This is a genomic window from Pseudomonas sp. GL-RE-26 (genome assembly GCF_019956275.1).
Classification (GTDB): domain Bacteria; phylum Pseudomonadota; class Gammaproteobacteria; order Pseudomonadales; family Pseudomonadaceae; genus Aquipseudomonas; species Aquipseudomonas grandcourensis.
Map to the genome: position 1 here is coordinate 103,857 of NZ_JAHBDI010000005.1, position 15,754 is coordinate 119,610.

Annotated in this window: 9 protein-coding genes and 1 pseudogene; 2 read left to right on the top strand and 8 right to left on the bottom strand. The window is 53.6% G+C overall.

All coding sequences use genetic code 11. From position 1 onward, the window contains the following. Positions 1-26: 26 nt before the first annotated feature. Both KGB07_RS29565 and KGB07_RS03995 read right to left on the bottom strand, forming a co-directional pair. Positions 27-2,030: an aminotransferase class I/II-fold pyridoxal phosphate-dependent enzyme gene (locus KGB07_RS29565; protein ID WP_317850404.1), complete on the bottom strand. Its 2,004-nt coding sequence runs from the start codon at positions 2,028-2,030 to the stop codon at positions 27-29. Positions 2,031-2,187: 157 nt separating this feature from the next. Continuing rightward, positions 2,188-3,612, bottom strand: coding sequence for an MFS transporter (locus KGB07_RS03995; RefSeq protein ID WP_404942369.1), 1,425 nt, complete (start codon positions 3,610-3,612; stop codon positions 2,188-2,190). A 122-nt stretch (positions 3,613-3,734) separates the two neighbouring features. Here KGB07_RS03995 and KGB07_RS04000 point away from each other — a divergent pair, with 122 nt between their 5' ends. Together KGB07_RS04000 and KGB07_RS04005 are read left to right on the top strand one after the other, a co-directional pair. Next, positions 3,735-4,619: a LysR family transcriptional regulator gene (locus tag KGB07_RS04000; RefSeq protein ID WP_223464629.1), complete on the top strand. Its 885-nt coding sequence runs from the start codon at positions 3,735-3,737 to the stop codon at positions 4,617-4,619. A 226-nt stretch (positions 4,620-4,845) separates the two neighbouring features. Further along, positions 4,846-5,264 (top strand): annotated as a pseudogene (locus KGB07_RS04005) (organic hydroperoxide resistance protein). 384 nt (positions 5,265-5,648) lie between these two features. Here the strand turns inward: KGB07_RS04005 and KGB07_RS04010 are convergent. The 6 genes from KGB07_RS04010 to KGB07_RS04035 all read right to left on the bottom strand — a co-directional run bounded on the left by KGB07_RS04010 (position 5,649) and on the right by KGB07_RS04035 (position 15,649). After that, positions 5,649-7,085: an IS1182 family transposase gene (locus KGB07_RS04010; RefSeq protein WP_223464631.1), complete on the bottom strand. Its 1,437-nt coding sequence runs from the start codon at positions 7,083-7,085 to the stop codon at positions 5,649-5,651. Between the two features lie 320 nt (positions 7,086-7,405). Continuing rightward, positions 7,406-8,317 carry a hypothetical protein gene (locus KGB07_RS04015; RefSeq protein ID WP_223464632.1) on the bottom strand — a complete coding sequence of 304 codons (912 nt, stop codon included), beginning with the start codon at positions 8,315-8,317 and terminating at the stop codon, positions 7,406-7,408. A 304-nt stretch (positions 8,318-8,621) separates the two neighbouring features. After that, positions 8,622-9,812: a hypothetical protein gene (locus tag KGB07_RS04020; protein ID WP_223464634.1), complete on the bottom strand. Its 1,191-nt coding sequence runs from the start codon at positions 9,810-9,812 to the stop codon at positions 8,622-8,624. A gap of 184 nt (positions 9,813-9,996) precedes the next feature. Further along, the gene (locus tag KGB07_RS04025) at positions 9,997-10,407 is read right to left on the bottom strand and encodes a hypothetical protein (protein ID WP_223464636.1); all 411 of its coding nucleotides are present in this window, start codon (positions 10,405-10,407) and stop codon (positions 9,997-9,999) included. Positions 10,408-10,892: 485 nt separating this feature from the next. Then, positions 10,893-14,768, bottom strand: coding sequence for a hypothetical protein (locus KGB07_RS04030; protein ID WP_223464637.1), 3,876 nt, complete (start codon positions 14,766-14,768; stop codon positions 10,893-10,895). 428 nt (positions 14,769-15,196) lie between these two features. Beyond that, positions 15,197-15,649 carry a cupin domain-containing protein gene (locus KGB07_RS04035; RefSeq protein ID WP_223464639.1) on the bottom strand — a complete coding sequence of 151 codons (453 nt, stop codon included), beginning with the start codon at positions 15,647-15,649 and terminating at the stop codon, positions 15,197-15,199. Between the last annotated feature and the right edge of the window lie 105 nt (positions 15,650-15,754).

Genomic DNA, 15,754 nt, shown 5'->3' on the forward strand with positions numbered 1-15,754 from the left:
TTGTTTTCCCGTCTTTTTATGATGAGTTAGCGAGTCTGATGAGCGTTGACGAATTGCCGGCAACGCTCGCTGCGTGGGTGTACGAACACTTCGTCCGGCGAACCGGTTTCCTCGATCAGCCCTTGATGCAAATAGGCGACTTTGGAAGAGACATCGCGTGCAAAAGCCATTTCATGAGTCACCAGGATCATGGTCCGGCCTTCTTCGGCGAGGGAGCGGATCACCCGCAGCACTTCCCCGACCAGTTCCGGGTCGAGTGCCGAGGTGGGTTCATCGAACAGCATGACCTTGGGCCGCATGGCCAGGGCCCGGGCGATGGCCACCCGTTGTTGCTGTCCCCCGGAGAGAAACGCCGGGTACTCGTTGCGCTTGGCCGCCAGCCCGACGCGTTCGAGCAGGGCTTCGGCCCGTTCAGTGGCCTCCGCACGGCTTTCACGCAGGACCTGGGTCGGCGCTTCGATGAGGTTTTCCAGCACCGTGCGATGGGGCCAGAGGTTGAAGTTCTGGAACACCATGCCCAGACTGGAACGGATGCGCACCAGCTGCTTGGCGTCCGACACCAGCGGTGCGCCGGGACGATTCTGGTTAAGGTGAATGCTTTCGCCATCGACCAGGATGCGTCCCTGATCCGGCACTTCGAGCATGTTGATGCAACGCAGCAAGGTACTTTTGCCCGAGCCGCTGGCACCGATCAGGGAAATCACGTCGCCCTCGCGGGCGGTCAGGGAAACGCCCTTGAGCACTTCGATATTGCCGAAGCGTTTGTGCAGGCCATCGACCTCGATCATGGTCTTGGCCGCGACCGGTTGGACGGTCGCGGTGCTGGTCACCGTGCCGATCACCGGCCTGGGCGCCTCACCATTGAGTACCTGGACAAAGCCGCGAATGCGCTGACAAGCCTGTGCCAGTCGCTCGTCACTGAGGGTGAACGACAGCCGTACAAACCCCTGGGCCGGCTCACCGAATGCCGCCGCATCCAGCACCGAGACACCGGCTTCGCGCAGCAGGCGCCAGGCGAATTCCAGCGAGGTCAGGCCGGTGCCGCGCACGTCCACCAGCACGAACATGCCGGCATCGGGGTTGAGCACGCTGATGCCCGGGCAATCCGCCAGGCCGGACACCACCAGGTCGCGGCGCCGACGATAGATCTCGCGCATGCCGTGGGTGACTTCGTCATGGGACTGCACGGCCTTGAGCGCTGCTTCCATGACAAACCCGGGCAAGCCGTACAGCATGCTCAACACCAGGGTTTCGACATGATTGACCAGGGCTTCATTGGCCACGACCCAGCCGATGCGCCAACCGGTCATGGCATGGGATTTGGACAGGCTGCCGATCACCACGCAGCGCTCGGCCATGCCCGGCAACGCCGCCAGGCTCAGGTGTTCACGCTCGTAGGCGAGGCTCTCGTAGACCTCGTCCACCACCACCCACAGGTCATGGGCGATGGCGAGGTCGGCGATGGCTTGCAGTTCTTCGCGATTGAGTACCACGCCGGTGGGGTTGTTCGGGTTGGAGAAGAATATCGCCCGGGTGCGCGGGGTAATGGCCTTGGCCAACACGGCGGCATCGAGGCGAAAACCCGAGTCCGCCGCACAGGGCACCCGCACCAGCGTGGCGCCGGACGCCTTGAGCGTGGCTTCGTAAGTGACGTACATCGGATCGAAGGCAATCACTTCGTCGCCGGCACCGAGCAGGCACATCGAGGTGGCGAACAAGGCGTTCTGCGCACCGGCCGTGAGAATCACGTTCGACGCCTGCAGTTCGCGGTCGATCAACTGGCTGTAGCGGTCGGCAATGGCCTCGCGCAGGGCCTGGCGGCCGGCGATCTCGGTGTAGTGGGTATCCCCTTCACGCAAGGCGTGGATGGCGGCATCGGTAATGAAATCGGGGGTGGGGAAATCCGGGTCGCCGACGCTGAGGATGATCACGTCCTCGCCTTTGCGTTGTGCTGCGCTGGCCGCGTAGTGGATATCCCAAGCGGCAACGCCTTGGCCACTGATCCGTTCAACAAAGGGTGAAAACCGCATGCCAGTGCCTCGTTCGAATTGAAGAAACGCAAGCCCGCAACCAGCCGGGGGAAGGTGGCCCCCAACATAGTCCAGACTGAACACTCGTTCAACAGAAAACTCGCGAGGCTTCGCGTTCAGCGCAAACAGGTCGTTTTCACGACAGTCGCGCCGTTTTTCAGCACGGCGCAATCAAGCGACGTGAAACGATTTTGCTAATTGCTCCCAGCACCAGAGCCACGAGAATCAGCCCCGCAGCCACCGCAAACGTCAACCGCATCCCCTGCGCGATGGCCTCGGGTTGTGCCTGTAAAATATCGTCGCTGGCCGTGCCGAAGGCGAACACAGCGCCCATGACCGAGGCGCCGGTGATCAACCCGAGATTGCGTGACAGGCCGAGCAAACCGGACATCACGCCACGTTGGTCCGACGCAATGTCCGCCATCACGGCGGTATTGTTCGCCGCCTGGAACAGCGCATAACCGGCGGTAATGACCGCCAGCGGCAGGATGTAGCCGGGCACACCGAACGCCATCGGCAAGGCCGGCATGATGCAAGCGCCGGTCAACATGCCGATCAACCCAATCGTGCTGGCTCGATACGTGCCCAAACGATCGACCCATCGGCCCGCCGGTACGCCTGCCAGCGCGGCCACCAGCGGACCCGTCGACATCGCCAACCCGACGCTCGCAGCATTCAACGCCAGTGCGCCAGAGAGGTAATACGGCCCTACCACCATGGTCGCCATGACCACGGTGGTCACCAGCATGCTCATGACGAATCCTGCGCTCATCTGCCAGTTACGGAACATCGTCAATCGGACCAGAGGCGACTTAGCCGTGTGCTCGACGAATACAAACACGCACAGCCCAAAAACCGTCACCAGCAACAGCGTCATGTTCAGCGCCCCCAGGCTGCCACGCCCAATGGTCATCGCCAGTGCATAAGCCAGCAGCATCAGAACCAGTACCAGCGTGCCGAGCACATCGAAGCCCGCTCGATCCACCCTCCTCTCACTGCGATCACGATCATTCGGCAAAAAGTAGAGCGAGAGCCCAATCGCCAAAACACCCACAGGAACATTGACCAGAAAAATTGCCCGCCACCCCAGATTGGCAATCAAAAAACCTCCAAGGGTCGGCCCCAGCGAAGTGCCAATCGCCGACATCGTGCCGAGCACGCCCATCGCGCTGCCCATTTTTTCCTTGGGCACCGCCCCGCTCACCAGCGCCATGGTCAGCGCCATCATGGTGGCCGCGCCGACGCCCTGTAAGGCCCGGGCGGCAATCAGCAACCACAGATTGGGCGCCAGGGCGCAGAGGAGCGAGGCGACGGTGAACAACGCAATGCCGATCAGCAGCAATCGCCGCCGCCCCATGAGGTCGCCGAGCCGGCCGACGCTGACGATCAGCGCGGTGATGCTCAGCAAGTAGGCGAGCACCACCCACTGCACGGCCTGGAACGACGCTGAAAACGCCTCGGCCAGTGTCGGTAAACCCACGTTGGCAATGCTGGTGCCCAGGGACGACAGCAGCATGGATAACGACAGGCTGGCCAAGGCGCCCCGGATCGATATGGACTTCATTTTCTCGCGACTCCTCAAATAGTTGTCCCGAGCCTAAGCCTGGCCATAAGATGGCGGAAGACGCAGCATTTGCACTTTATACGTGCATATAACGCCATCTCATCCACAAACCAGGGCTCGCTCCTACAGGAATTGATTCGATGCCCGATCTGAATCTGTTGATCACCCTGAACGTGTTGCTCGAAGAAGGCAGCGTGGCCCGCGCGGCAAAGCGTTTGCGCCTGAGCCCCTCAGCCATGAGCCGGGCGCTGGCGCGACTGCGCGAAACCACGGGCGATCCGCTGCTGGTTCGGGCCGGGCGCGGACTGGTTCCCACGCCCCGGGCGCTGGAGTTGCGTGAACGGGTCGGCGCGCTGGTGCAGGACGCCGAAGCCGTCCTGCGTCCCGCCGAGGCACTCGACCTCAGTCAACTGGTGCGCACCTTCACCCTGCGCACCAGCGATGGCTTCGTGGAAAATTTCGGACCGCCACTGATCGCCCGTATCCACCAAGAGGCGCCCGGTGTCCGCTTGAATTTCGTGCAGAAGCTGAACAAGGACAGCACCCTGCTGCGCGACGGTTCGGTGGATCTGGAAACCGGTGTGATCGGCGAGTCCACCAGCCCGGAAGTGCGCACCCGAATGCTGTTTCGCGACCGGTTCATTGGCGTCGTGCGCAAGGGCCATGCACTGGCTCGTGGCGAGATGACAGCGGTCCGTTATGCCGAGGCCCGGCACATCCTGGTCTCGCGCCGGGGCCACGAAAAAGGCGTCATGGACGACGCCTTGTATGAAATGGGACTGAAGCGGGACATCGCCACCATTGTTGCGGGTTTCTCTTCGGCGATTGCATTGGCACGGGCTTCAGACCTGGTCGCCAGCGTACCGCAGCGGCACGTCGGCAACCTGTGCCAGGGGATGCACTGCTTTGCCCTGCCGTTCCCTACGCCGACGATCACGGTTTCGATGCTGTGGCACCCGCGCATGGACGCCGACCCGGCGCATCGCTGGCTGCGCGGTTGTGTGTGGGAGGTTTGCAGTCAATAACGCCACCATGGGCTGACCCGGCTACAGCGCTTACACCGCAACCAAATCCGCCGTGCGCATTCAAGCGGTTTGTATCGCACTGTATTTCCCTCCGGCCACCATACACAGCGATACACAACTGTCAGGTTCAGGACATATGTGCAGTACATGGAAATGAAAAAGTGGGGCACATCGGAAAGCGCAGGTTTTCCGAGCATTCCAGCGACCGACTGACAGGAAAAACACCATGATCAATGCAATCGATACCGTGCTGTACACCGGCAAGACCCACACCACCGGTGGCCGCGACGGTCAGGCGCGCAGCACCGATGGACGTCTGGACATCAACCTTTCGCTTCCCGGCTCTTCGGGTGCCGGCACCAACCCTTAGCAACTGCTGGCGGCGGGTTGGTCGGCTGTTTCATCGGGGCGATGGGCAAGGCGTGCGTCCCGCTGAAAGTGGCCTTGCCGAGCGACGTTGCGGTGGATGCCGAAATCGATCTGGGCAAATCCGAAAACGCTCTCTTCCTTCAAGCCCGTCTGAATGTCAGCCTGCCGGGCCTGGACCCGACCATCGCACGCTCCGTGGTGGAAATGGCGCATCAGACTTGCCCGTACTCCAAAGCAACCCGCGGCAACATCGACGTCGAAATCAATCTGGTTTGACCGATGCAAAAAAGCCTGGCCTGACGTCTTGATACCGGTCAGGCCAGGCTTTTTTGAACACCACAATGACTGTAGGAGCGAGCTTGCTCCGGGCGGCGTTCCGACTGGGTAACTGAACAGACTGCCCCATCCATTTGCATTCCACCTGACCAATTATTTGCATCGGATTTGACCAGCAAGCCGCATGGCCATGACCGGCAGAGAACGACCCAGGCTGTGTGAAAACGTACTAAATAAGTCGAAAACTGAGAGTCGCGAGGGTTGCCTGTGGAATCAGCAGGTGAAAGCGCGAATAGCCCTAGTTAGCGACATAGGCATTCGTAATGCCGTTTGGGCCGCGTCAGCGGCCCAAACGGCTACTCACGGGCGAGCAAGCGGCTGGATTTACGCCCTGATCGCCTCAAGCAATCCTGCGATGCCGAAGATGTTCATCATTCGCTTGAGGTTGTAGGCGAGCACGTGAAGGCTCATCTCAGTGCTCACTCTCGGCAGGGTTTTGGTCAGGAAGTGGGTACTTCCCATCCAGTATTTGAGCGTTCCAAAAGGATGTTCAACGGTCTGGCGGCGACGCCTCATCATCGTTGGATCATGATCCAGCCGAGCCTGCATTGCATCGACTACGGCTTCATGCTCCCAGCGTTTCACACGGCGCTCCTTACCCGTCGTACATTGCTTTTGCATTGAGCAGGACTGGCAACCCGAGAAGTAGTAACAATGCAATAACATGCCGTCTTCCACCGACGAATACCGCCGGGTCAGTAACTGTCCCGCAGGGCATCGATACTCGTCCGATGCAGCAACGTAGATGAAGTCCTGCTTGCCAAATCGGCCTTCGGCTTTGCTGCCCGATGTCAGGGGTTTCGGTACGAAGGTAGTGATGCCGGCTTGCTCGCAAGCAAGGATTTCCAGACCTTTGTAATAGCCTCGGTCGGCCACCACCGTTAGCGATTCAGCCTCGATTTCTTCACGCGCCTGGTTCGCCATATTGCTCAGTTGCCCACGATCATTACCAACATTGGTCACCTCATGGGCAATGATCAGATGGTGTTTGTCGTCGACAGCTGTTTGGACGTTGTAACCAACCGTTCCGGTGCCTCGGCCGCTCGTGGCCATTGAGCGTGCATCTGGATCGGTAAGAGAGATTTGCTGGTCTGGACTGTCGTGAAGCTGCGCCTCGATGTCCTTGAGTTTTTGCATCTGCTTTTTCAGCGTTTCTATCTTTTCTTTCAGCCGCTCGGCCTTGGCCTCGGCCACTTCGGGCGTTGCCCGATCCGCCGAATCCATCGCCGCCAGATAACGGTCAATGCTCTGCTCGATCTGTTGCATGCGGGCCTTCACTTTGCCCTGGGTGAAGTTACGGTCACGATTATTGACGGCTTTGAATTTGCTGCCATCGATGGCGATGATTGATTGGGAGAAGAGATTGAGGTTGCGACAAAGCACTACGAACTGGCGGCAGACGCTGCGAATGGCTTTGCCGTTGTCTTTGCGAAAGTCGGCAATGGTTTTGAAGTCCGGAGCCAAACGTCCCGTCAGCCACATCAACTCGACATTGCGCTCGGCCTCCCGTTCCAGCCGGCGGCTGGACTGAATCCGATTGAGGTAGCCGTAGATATAGATCTTCAGCAAGATCGCGGGATGGTAGGCCGGACGCCCCGTTGCAGCAGGATCAACACCTTCAAATCCAAGTGCACCCAGGTCGAGTTCATCGACGAAAACGTCGACCACTCGCACTGGATTTTCTTCGGCTACGTAATCGTCCAGGCACTCAGGCAGCAACGTGACTTGCGTCCGAGCCTCACCTTCAATGAATCGTTTCATGATCGCCCCTAATACGATCTAGACGATCAGAAGGTTAGACAAACACTGGCGTTTTCACACAGCCTGGACCCATAGCTGCCCTTCGTGGAAGACAGAAAACGGCTAATTGCAGACCTTCGATTAATATCCCGGTTGGGACCGGCGGGCCTCCATATTCGCTGCCGATATTCGCTCGTCGACTCCCTTCGCTGAAAATTAAAGTGGCAGCCATATAACGCTAAAAAATAATAACTCCTCGTGAAGCTCCATAGATGCTAGGGGGCATGCTCTCCATGATAAGGCTTGATCCGCGGAAGTTTCCAGCACAGCAATGTGCGTTTTCATGAGCTTAGTAAATAAAACACACCAAAAAAGATCCAATATAATAATATTAGTACTAAGGAAGCGATGAATCCCAAATGTTCATAGAAGCTTTTCTTGTCATCCAGTACTCGGCCGAAATACTTAGAAGTTATGAAGTGAAGCCTGTCAGCGGCTACCTTCAAGACTAACATTAGTGATAACGTGCTAATCAATATTAATAAAGATGGTATGGCTCCCAGTGCAATGTATCCCATGTTAATGCCTTGGATTGCTACATTTGAGTCAAAAGGGTGCAGCAGTTGGTTGAAAAACCAGCCCTGCATTATTGGTAGCAGAACAGTCGTAAATGCTTCTTTGCTGAATGGGTTATCTAATAAAGGTATTGTGGTCATTGCGCCCCCTACAACAAGCGAAATCGTTGTGGCTAGCCAGCCAATGGCTACAACTAATGAAAATGAGATAATTATGCCCACAATGGAATGTGGTGGGTGCCTGAGTAAAGATCTGGTTAACAAATAAGCAAGACAGTCTAAAACTGCATTAATTAAAACAAATGCAGCTGTGATTTTAATCCATAAGGTTAAATTGTGAGCAGTAGACGCTAGGGGTTTTCCCGAAATAATTGTCGGTGCAATGGCAAGCAGGCAGTTAAGTGCAATCGAGAAGATGCTAAATTTCAAAATGCTTTCAGCACTGAATGGCTGCTTGCCAAATATACCGCTTAGCATTTTCTCGGCTAATAGCGCTGCACGTTGATATAGTCGGCTCCACGATTGCCGAGCGAAGGCAAACCAGTACTTTTCTAACTCGTATTTTTTCTTTTCCTCGGCAATGCTCTTTTCGCCAAGCCAGAAATCCCAAGCTTTTCCTGCTCTTTGAAGTGTAAAGCTAAATGCAACACCGCTTAAAATACTTAAAGCACTAATCATTTTAAATTAATACTCCGTTATGGATTTTCTAGTATGTCCATGATGTTATGGGCTGGCGTAGCTGTGGCGGCTGACTCACACATTTAATGGGTCATCAGGCAAGCCGTTTGACACAGCAGTTGACAATAAAGTGAATCGCATTTAACTCCATGTCTCATTTTTACGGTGACGTAAATCGTCCTTAGACAGCTATTAGTCATTTTATGCTTTTGGTCTTTCTCTTAAAAGACCAATTTAGTCCGGATTTGACCGGCAAAGCACGCTGCTTCACTGCGCTTACAGCTCGAGGCAATAACCATCTTCATTATAACCAGACATCTCCGCGCTTTTTCGCTGTTATGTAAGTTGGTGCTATTTTCCATCCTGCTGTCTTATGCAAATCAATCGAGGGCGCATGCGGGTGGTGATAGCGATTTGGTAAGCCATATGAAACCGCCGCAGTAGCTCCTGTCTTGAGTGGCGCTGGTGGGCTACCCGTAAATGAGCCGCCGTGATGCGTCACCGCAAGCGCAACTAGCTGGTTTCCCACGCCAGGTGGCAGCATAGAGTAGGGCACATCACCGGAAAGCAGGACATCGCCACCAGCTCTGGTAATCGTCATCACATACCCGCTACCGTTTCTGTCGGTCAAAGCACCATTTCCCTTCCAAAGATGGATGCTGGGAGTGAGCGAGTAGGTGGGTGCCGACATCAAGGACAACCTTGAACCAAGCTTCAGTTGTAAAGAAGCCGCATTAGGGCCTACTGGTTGATCCGGGGCGTACCAGTTAAGCGATCTGAGTGCTGGAACTTTGCTTACTGCAAGTGAGTAATGGTCGAAATCCCAATGCGACAGGACTACGAAGCCTGAGGCGGGTACTCGTCCTGCCTCCAAAAATCTAGTGGGGAAGGTTCGGTGATGGAAAAATACAGGACCACCCACATCGAAATAGCCAAGTATTTTTGAGTCGATGTGATTGCCCTCATGAACCGTTGAAAAACTAGCATGACCTACGTCGACGACTCTCACGAATGGGCCGGAGATACGATCTTTTGGAGAATGTTGGTTCTGCTTTTGAATGCGAACGGCGGCAGTCGGCGCACAGAGCTCTTGTAGCTTGTCCACCACCTTGGTAGGTCTTAGAGGATTGCCGGATAAAGCGGTGGCGCTGATGAGGTTGGTCCTGACTACTGAGCCGCTATAGTTAGCCTCAGCTGAGAGGAACCACGCGCGAGGAAAGCCTGGGCTATCCTGTAACTCAAGCTCTACCCATTCCCCCTCATCCCAGTTCACGGTAGGGAATAACGATTCCAGTCGACCGCGGGTAGTAAGGATGCGAACAATCAGTAAATCGGCGGCGAGTCGGTTATGGGCAGTACCGGTTTCGATTGCTTCAGTTTTAATTGAGTCTAAGACGAGGTTTATTCGCCCTCTCGGATTGGACTTTTCTCCTGGAAACGTCACTGCTTCAAGAAAGCCGTACGCTTTTAAACTCGGCTCTTCGGATCTATCCATGATCTATACCTTTAACGTATGAATGCAGCACAGCACAAGAGATTTAACATGTATGATTTTCTCAACAGGCGGCCGCCATAATAAAGGTTTGGCCGCGAAAACCTACATGTTGAGCGTAACGCCGGTTGGCACCATTTCGGTATATAGCAACGGTGACCATGCTGACATTTACTAGAGCAGGTAATCATTGCTCACGTTTAGGCTGAGCCTTGAAGCCATTCCCTAGAAGAAAATCTTGGTAAATCTCCTCCGGGCACGGGTTACCTGTAAATCGGATGATCCGCTTCGTCACACGACGACCGTCTCCAGTCAATCCGGCTGTAAACCCCTCCTCCTTTACGGAAACCCCAAGTTGCCCCTTACCCGAGGTATCGTAAAACTCTTCGATTTGTACTTCTTCGGCACATGCTATTCGGAGCGCAATAGCCTGCTCCTGCTGGGCTTTTGCTTGAGCAAGGACAATGCTTGCCATTGTTTCGGCTTGCACCCTCGCGTGATCCAGCTCCGCTGGCGGTGCGGCTGTGGCGCCGCTAGCGGATACAACTTTTAACAGAGCCTCAATAGCTGTTCCGGTGATGCCAAGATATCCAAGCATGATGTTCCCTCAATAAGCCCGAGAGTGTATCGGCGGAAAAGTACATCTCTTTAACTTTGCCGGAAGAGGCTGAGCATTTCAGAAACCTTTTGGACGCAGATTTTGTTGAGCTAAGGCGGATGGTTGTCACACCAGGAGTGCAGATGCCTCAGCCGTACAGAATAGTCTGGCCTTGTCCGCGAGACGCCTCTGAATCGCTTCGGATTTTCTAGAAATTCGACGACCGCTTTTGGCCGTTTTCTGCCTGTCGCCAAGGGCAGTAATCAGTCGACTGCTGCCTGACACGAGGGGCTGCTTTCGACTACACAGCCCGAAATTCCAAAAACCGTGACGGTGGATAGGACCACGATCTGACCGCACTCCACGGCGTGGGAGGCGATCAACACTACAACGCAATTGACCTTAGTCTTTTTTCGACCAATGAAGCGCTAGCAGATCGCTAGCTTCACCTTCCCGACATGTCGGCCGGTGGGCAGAACACGCCGTTATTTCAGCGCGCTGGTCATCACGCTGACGACGATCTTTTCTTTTTTCTCAGTGGCCTTGCCGACAAAGCCCTTTGCCCTAAGAGCATTGATCAGACGCAGATTTACATCCGAGTTAAGGACAGTGAATCTGCGGTCTTTTTTGGCGAGCCTTTTGAATCCATCTTCATCAAGGTTTTCCAAGAACTGGGCCGCGTGGGACCACTCCACCCCCTTTGTGGCCACGACCTGCAAAAACGCCTCAATACGCTGTCTGGAAGGTATGGAGGTGTCAGTCGAAACGAACCAAAGCATGTGAACGCAGGTAGACGATGGGAAGGTCACGTTAGTCCGATTACCAACCTCACAAATTCTAGCGATCTCTGCCCTAGCTCCCGCGTGCTCCTTGAAAAGGTCGCCACTGATACCTTTCCAGAGATCCACCTTCTCCATGATCGTCACCGCCGCACTCTTAGTCACCCCAATCAGGACGTCCATGCTGGCTGTCAGCGGATCAAAATCTTTCGCTGCTTCAGTCCATCGCTCAGTCAGATAGGTAGCAATGCATAGCGGAGCTTTCTCAGTGATGCAAGCCAGCACCGCCTGGTCGTAAGGAAGGTAATCCAAAATGACTAACATCGCCCAGCGGCTTGGTTTTATTTCCGACAGCACCGAAAAATCTTCCAGCACAGTCTCTGAAAGAAGCATGCGGATTGAAGCGTCGCTAACTCGGCTATCCGACAACAGTGTCTTTTGCAGATCATTAGTAGCATTCCCTTTATCCGTCCATAAGACGCTTTTAAGCGCATCTGCATGTCTAGTCACAAACCCGAGGAAAGCAGACGTCTGTTCTATATTGGTCGTCTCATCCGAAGCAGGATCAGCTGCCACAAACTCACCATCTTCAGTGTAATAAAAATAATCAAAACATATATAGATCGTATCCTTTGACGGCAAAATCGAGTCGCTACTGAGTATATTAGGCCACAAGACCTCTGGCACAGACTCAATCATTTCAAAGATAGCATCCGTTCGCTCCAGCAACTCAAACATAAGATCCTGATGCTTATCGATACTGTTGAACAGCCACGTCAAAGACGCTGAGGTTTCAGCAAGCATGCCCTCTTGAGTGAGTAACACCTGAACAAATGATGATGAATTACGCATGATCAAACGCTCAAGCCCCGGTATGGACAGCTGACTAAGTGAATAGTATGAAATGCCCGAGCCAGCCGGACGGTCTGGTGCGAGAGTGGCTTCTACCAAAGCCAGCATTGGAAGATTTAGTTTAAGGAAACCCAAGCCTATCAAATGTTTGATTGATTCCGCCGACTGCCCTATACCCAAACTGTGAAACTCGACAGGATGCGTTGTGAAGTACTTCCAGCCCCCCGTTAGATCTAGGAGCGTTGGAATCAAAAGCGAAACATCGTCAAGCGCCTCAAGCAACGGTACAAAGCTGGCCTCGGGGTCGCTTTCGACGTCGTCAATCTCATCGATATTAAGCGATGATAATATACCCATAAAAAGTTTCTGGCGACTCAGTATGCCAGAGAATTGCTCACTGGTTTTCAATATTGCTTGGTAAAGGCCGACCTGATAGTGGTAGATAGCTCGCATAAAGCCCAAGAGCGAATCGCTATCCAACAACGTAGTAATTACTTCTGAGATACGGTCTAGGTGGTCGAAGCTGCCCTCAAGTATCGACTCCAATGCAGAGTGCTTCTGCTTGCCTATGCTGTCACTTTGCAAAGGACCACAAAGGTATTCGATAAAACCTGATAGTAGTCCTCTGCCGCCCTCAAGATCAGCATGTGACAACTTTGAAAGTACTAGTTTAGGGTTGACTAGAGAGCTGCCAACAGCAGGTAATCTCCCCGCCCTCAGATCTAGGATGAGGTTCATATCCTCCATCCCCAATGCTCCTGCATAAAAGTAACCGACGTAGGCAGCGTAGTCGGTGCTAAAAAAGCCAGCCCGGACCAGATAGCTCATTGCCTTCATCGAGGAGAAATGACTGACAACCTTCTCATTGAAAGTTCTATAATCTAGCGCACCTTTAAGCGGTAATCGCTGCACCCGGTCTTTTTCTTCGCCCAGTTTGTTGAGGGTAGAAGCGAGTGTCCCGGCGCTAGTAGAAAGCAAGCTAACCTTTTTCGAATATGAAGGTGAACTCATGTTCAAAACCGCCGAAAACTTCACTCGCTTACCGATTTGTTGAAATCCGTAATCGGGCTTACCCACAGCGATGGTCACGTCATCCTTTTCAAGTTCGGCAAATATCTCGTCATTCAAAAACTGTGACATAGAGTAGACATGCCCAGTATCCACTTGAAAGTGAGAAGCATAGTCTGCTCCAGCCAGCCTGAGCAATTCGAACCAAAGTTGTTCGCGCAATTCGATAACATTTTTAGCGACAAGTTCTTTTCTGAGATTAATTTCTAATCTTTCAGTGTCAGCTTTGGCTTCTATGTCAGATATTTGTTCGAGCTTCCACAAATCAAAAATCTTGAATAAATCATAAATAACTCCAGCGCGGCGCAGCAATCCAGCGTACTCTTTAGGGTATAAATTTCTTATAAAAATAATAGCAAGCAGCTTATTCCTGTCTAAATTCATTTCCGACGCCAACAAACTGGCATACATATCAAATTCATTAACAATATTTTTCAGTAGTCGCATATCGTCGATATAGTATGAAATAGTCTCTACCAGCACTGGATCTAGTCCATCAAACAATGTCTCATTTTTAATCTTGCGAACTGAAAGCAGTTCTATCAGCTTTTGCTGAGAGTTTTCAAAATTGACGACCGGTATCACAGGTATAATGACATCAAAAAACTTTGTCTTTTCGCTCGAAACAAACAGTTCATCGCGCAGGGCGTACACGAAGAATATAGGCCTGTTTATTTGAGGTGAGTTTTTTATTATGAGATTTATCTCGCGCAGCCTGAAGAAAACGTCCTGAATTCCAAACCGATCCAGATCTTCAATCAAAACCACATCGATATTGCTCCGCTCGAAGCAATATATAAGTTCGTCGACGTTTTTATGAAGAACCGATCCGTGATTCGTAGCCTCCAACTTGCCACCTTTCACAGTCAGGCCATCAATATTGAATGCCGAGAATAGGCTCGTAAAACGATAGATGAGTAAGAATGCACCAATACCCACCAATGACGCGGCTAACCAATCAGGAATACAAAGCAGCAAATCAACTAACCAGCTTGGCTCGATTGCCCAAATGGTTGTCAGGTTTTCCGCGTATAGTCGAGTACCGCCAATCAATACAGCACTTAAAAAAATCGATGTCCACAGGATGGATGATTTCGAAGCTTGGACGATTCTCTTAAGTCGGGTCTTGGGCAAATCCTTTGCCTTAACCGAATATAGCAACTGCTGAACGATGGTTTCCTCTATCCTTTCAACTAATTTTGCCTCTGCCTTCGCCTCGGACTGGCTGGAGGAAACATCTGCTCTCCCATCGCCTTCGCTTTGCAGTGATGATATCGGGGAATCAACGACCCCGTCTTTTCCGAAGGTCGCAAGGGAGATCCATGCGTAGGTAAGCTCCGGATGCTTCGCTACAAACGTTCGAATCAAGCTGCTTTTACCGGCGCCGTAGTCGCCTGTAATCGCGATATTTCGTACTTGATCGTTCATCAACGCATGACGAAGTTCGTTTAGGTAACGACCAGACTGCTCATCCGACATTACAACGGGCGTCAAGGGCTCAAAAACATTGGTGTGAGACTGATCAACAGGGAGCTTGTGCATTGCCAGCATCTTCGACTGACACAGGGGTTTACGCCTCGCTATCTGCTGAACCTTCGAGCTAACCTCAGCGCCAATTTTACTCAGCAACTGAGTGATTCTTTTCACAAACGACCAGTCCATTCCTGCATCCTTACTGAACGTCTTGCCGATTGCGCATGCTCGGAATTCTTGGTCACAAATACAGTCATCTGTGATGGCGAATCCTGGCAATCGCGCATTGAGATTTCGATGATACCGTATAGCCAGACGAGGTTGAGGACATTGGCCCCCTAAAAAATCGGCGACTGTCAGAGCACTTACAGTGATAGCTGCGAATTGCCCTTATTTTGTCGACAGTGCATGACCGCTTCTGGCCGCTCTCTGTCGCTCGTCTCTTGTGCGGGCATTGGTCAACCGAATACAAACGGTGATCACCACGAACGCAAATGCCTGGTCAGTAGTAATGTAATTACGCACCGACGATGGTCGTTAACGATAACGCGTGTTTACTGGCTAAACGCAGCGCTCTCAAGACCATCGCGAGCGAGTTCGCTCCTACAAACACTCGCCTACTGCTTGAGGATCAGCAGCGGCTCGCCTTTGTTCACGATGTAGGTCGCCAGTTCCGAGGCCTTGCCCTGGCCCACGTTCTTCGCCACATGGGCGACGCCTTCGGGAATGTACAACGAGTCACCGGCCTTGAGCGTCACCGGTGCCCGCCCTTCCAGTTGATACTCGAAGGTGCCGCTGATCACATGCGCCACCTCTACACCCGGGTGAGCATGTTTGGGCGACGTCACGCCCGGATCGAAGTCCACGAGCACCTGAAGGACTTCGCGGTTGGCGGCGCCCAGGTCTTCGTGTACCAGGTCGGTGCGGTGCAGGCCCTGCTGCCAGCTTTTCATCGCCGGGGCCGGCTGGGTTTCCTGGGCTTGAGAGAGGCTCGCTACGGTCGCGAGCCCTGCGGCGGCCAGGACCAGACCAAGCTTGCCGAGGGTGTGACGGGTGTGGGTACGCAACATTGTCTTTCCTCCAGTTGAACCACGCCGGGTCGCGCCGAAAGTGGCGCGATGCCGGTGGTTCCATTTGAAGGCTGTCGTGTATCGCCCGGGTGTCGGGAAACGGCG

What these genes read in the sequence shown, in the direction of transcription:
- KGB07_RS04000 (WP_223464629.1), top strand. Translation starts at nt 3,735, where the DNA reads ATGCCCGATCTGAATCTGTTGATCACCCTGAACGTGTTGCTCGAAGAA.
- KGB07_RS04015 (WP_223464632.1), bottom strand. Translation starts at nt 8,317, where the DNA reads ATGATTAGTGCTTTAAGTATTTTAAGCGGTGTTGCATTTAGCTTTACA.
- KGB07_RS29565 (WP_317850404.1), bottom strand. Translation starts at nt 2,030, where the DNA reads ATGCGGTTTTCACCCTTTGTTGAACGGATCAGTGGCCAAGGCGTTGCC.
- KGB07_RS04010 (WP_223464631.1), bottom strand. Translation starts at nt 7,085, where the DNA reads ATGAAACGATTCATTGAAGGTGAGGCTCGGACGCAAGTCACGTTGCTG.
- KGB07_RS04030 (WP_223464637.1), bottom strand. Translation starts at nt 14,768, where the DNA reads ATGGACTGGTCGTTTGTGAAAAGAATCACTCAGTTGCTGAGTAAAATT.
- KGB07_RS04020 (WP_223464634.1), bottom strand. Translation starts at nt 9,812, where the DNA reads ATGGATAGATCCGAAGAGCCGAGTTTAAAAGCGTACGGCTTTCTTGAA.
- KGB07_RS04025 (WP_223464636.1), bottom strand. Translation starts at nt 10,407, where the DNA reads ATGCTTGGATATCTTGGCATCACCGGAACAGCTATTGAGGCTCTGTTA.
- KGB07_RS04035 (WP_223464639.1), bottom strand. Translation starts at nt 15,649, where the DNA reads ATGTTGCGTACCCACACCCGTCACACCCTCGGCAAGCTTGGTCTGGTC.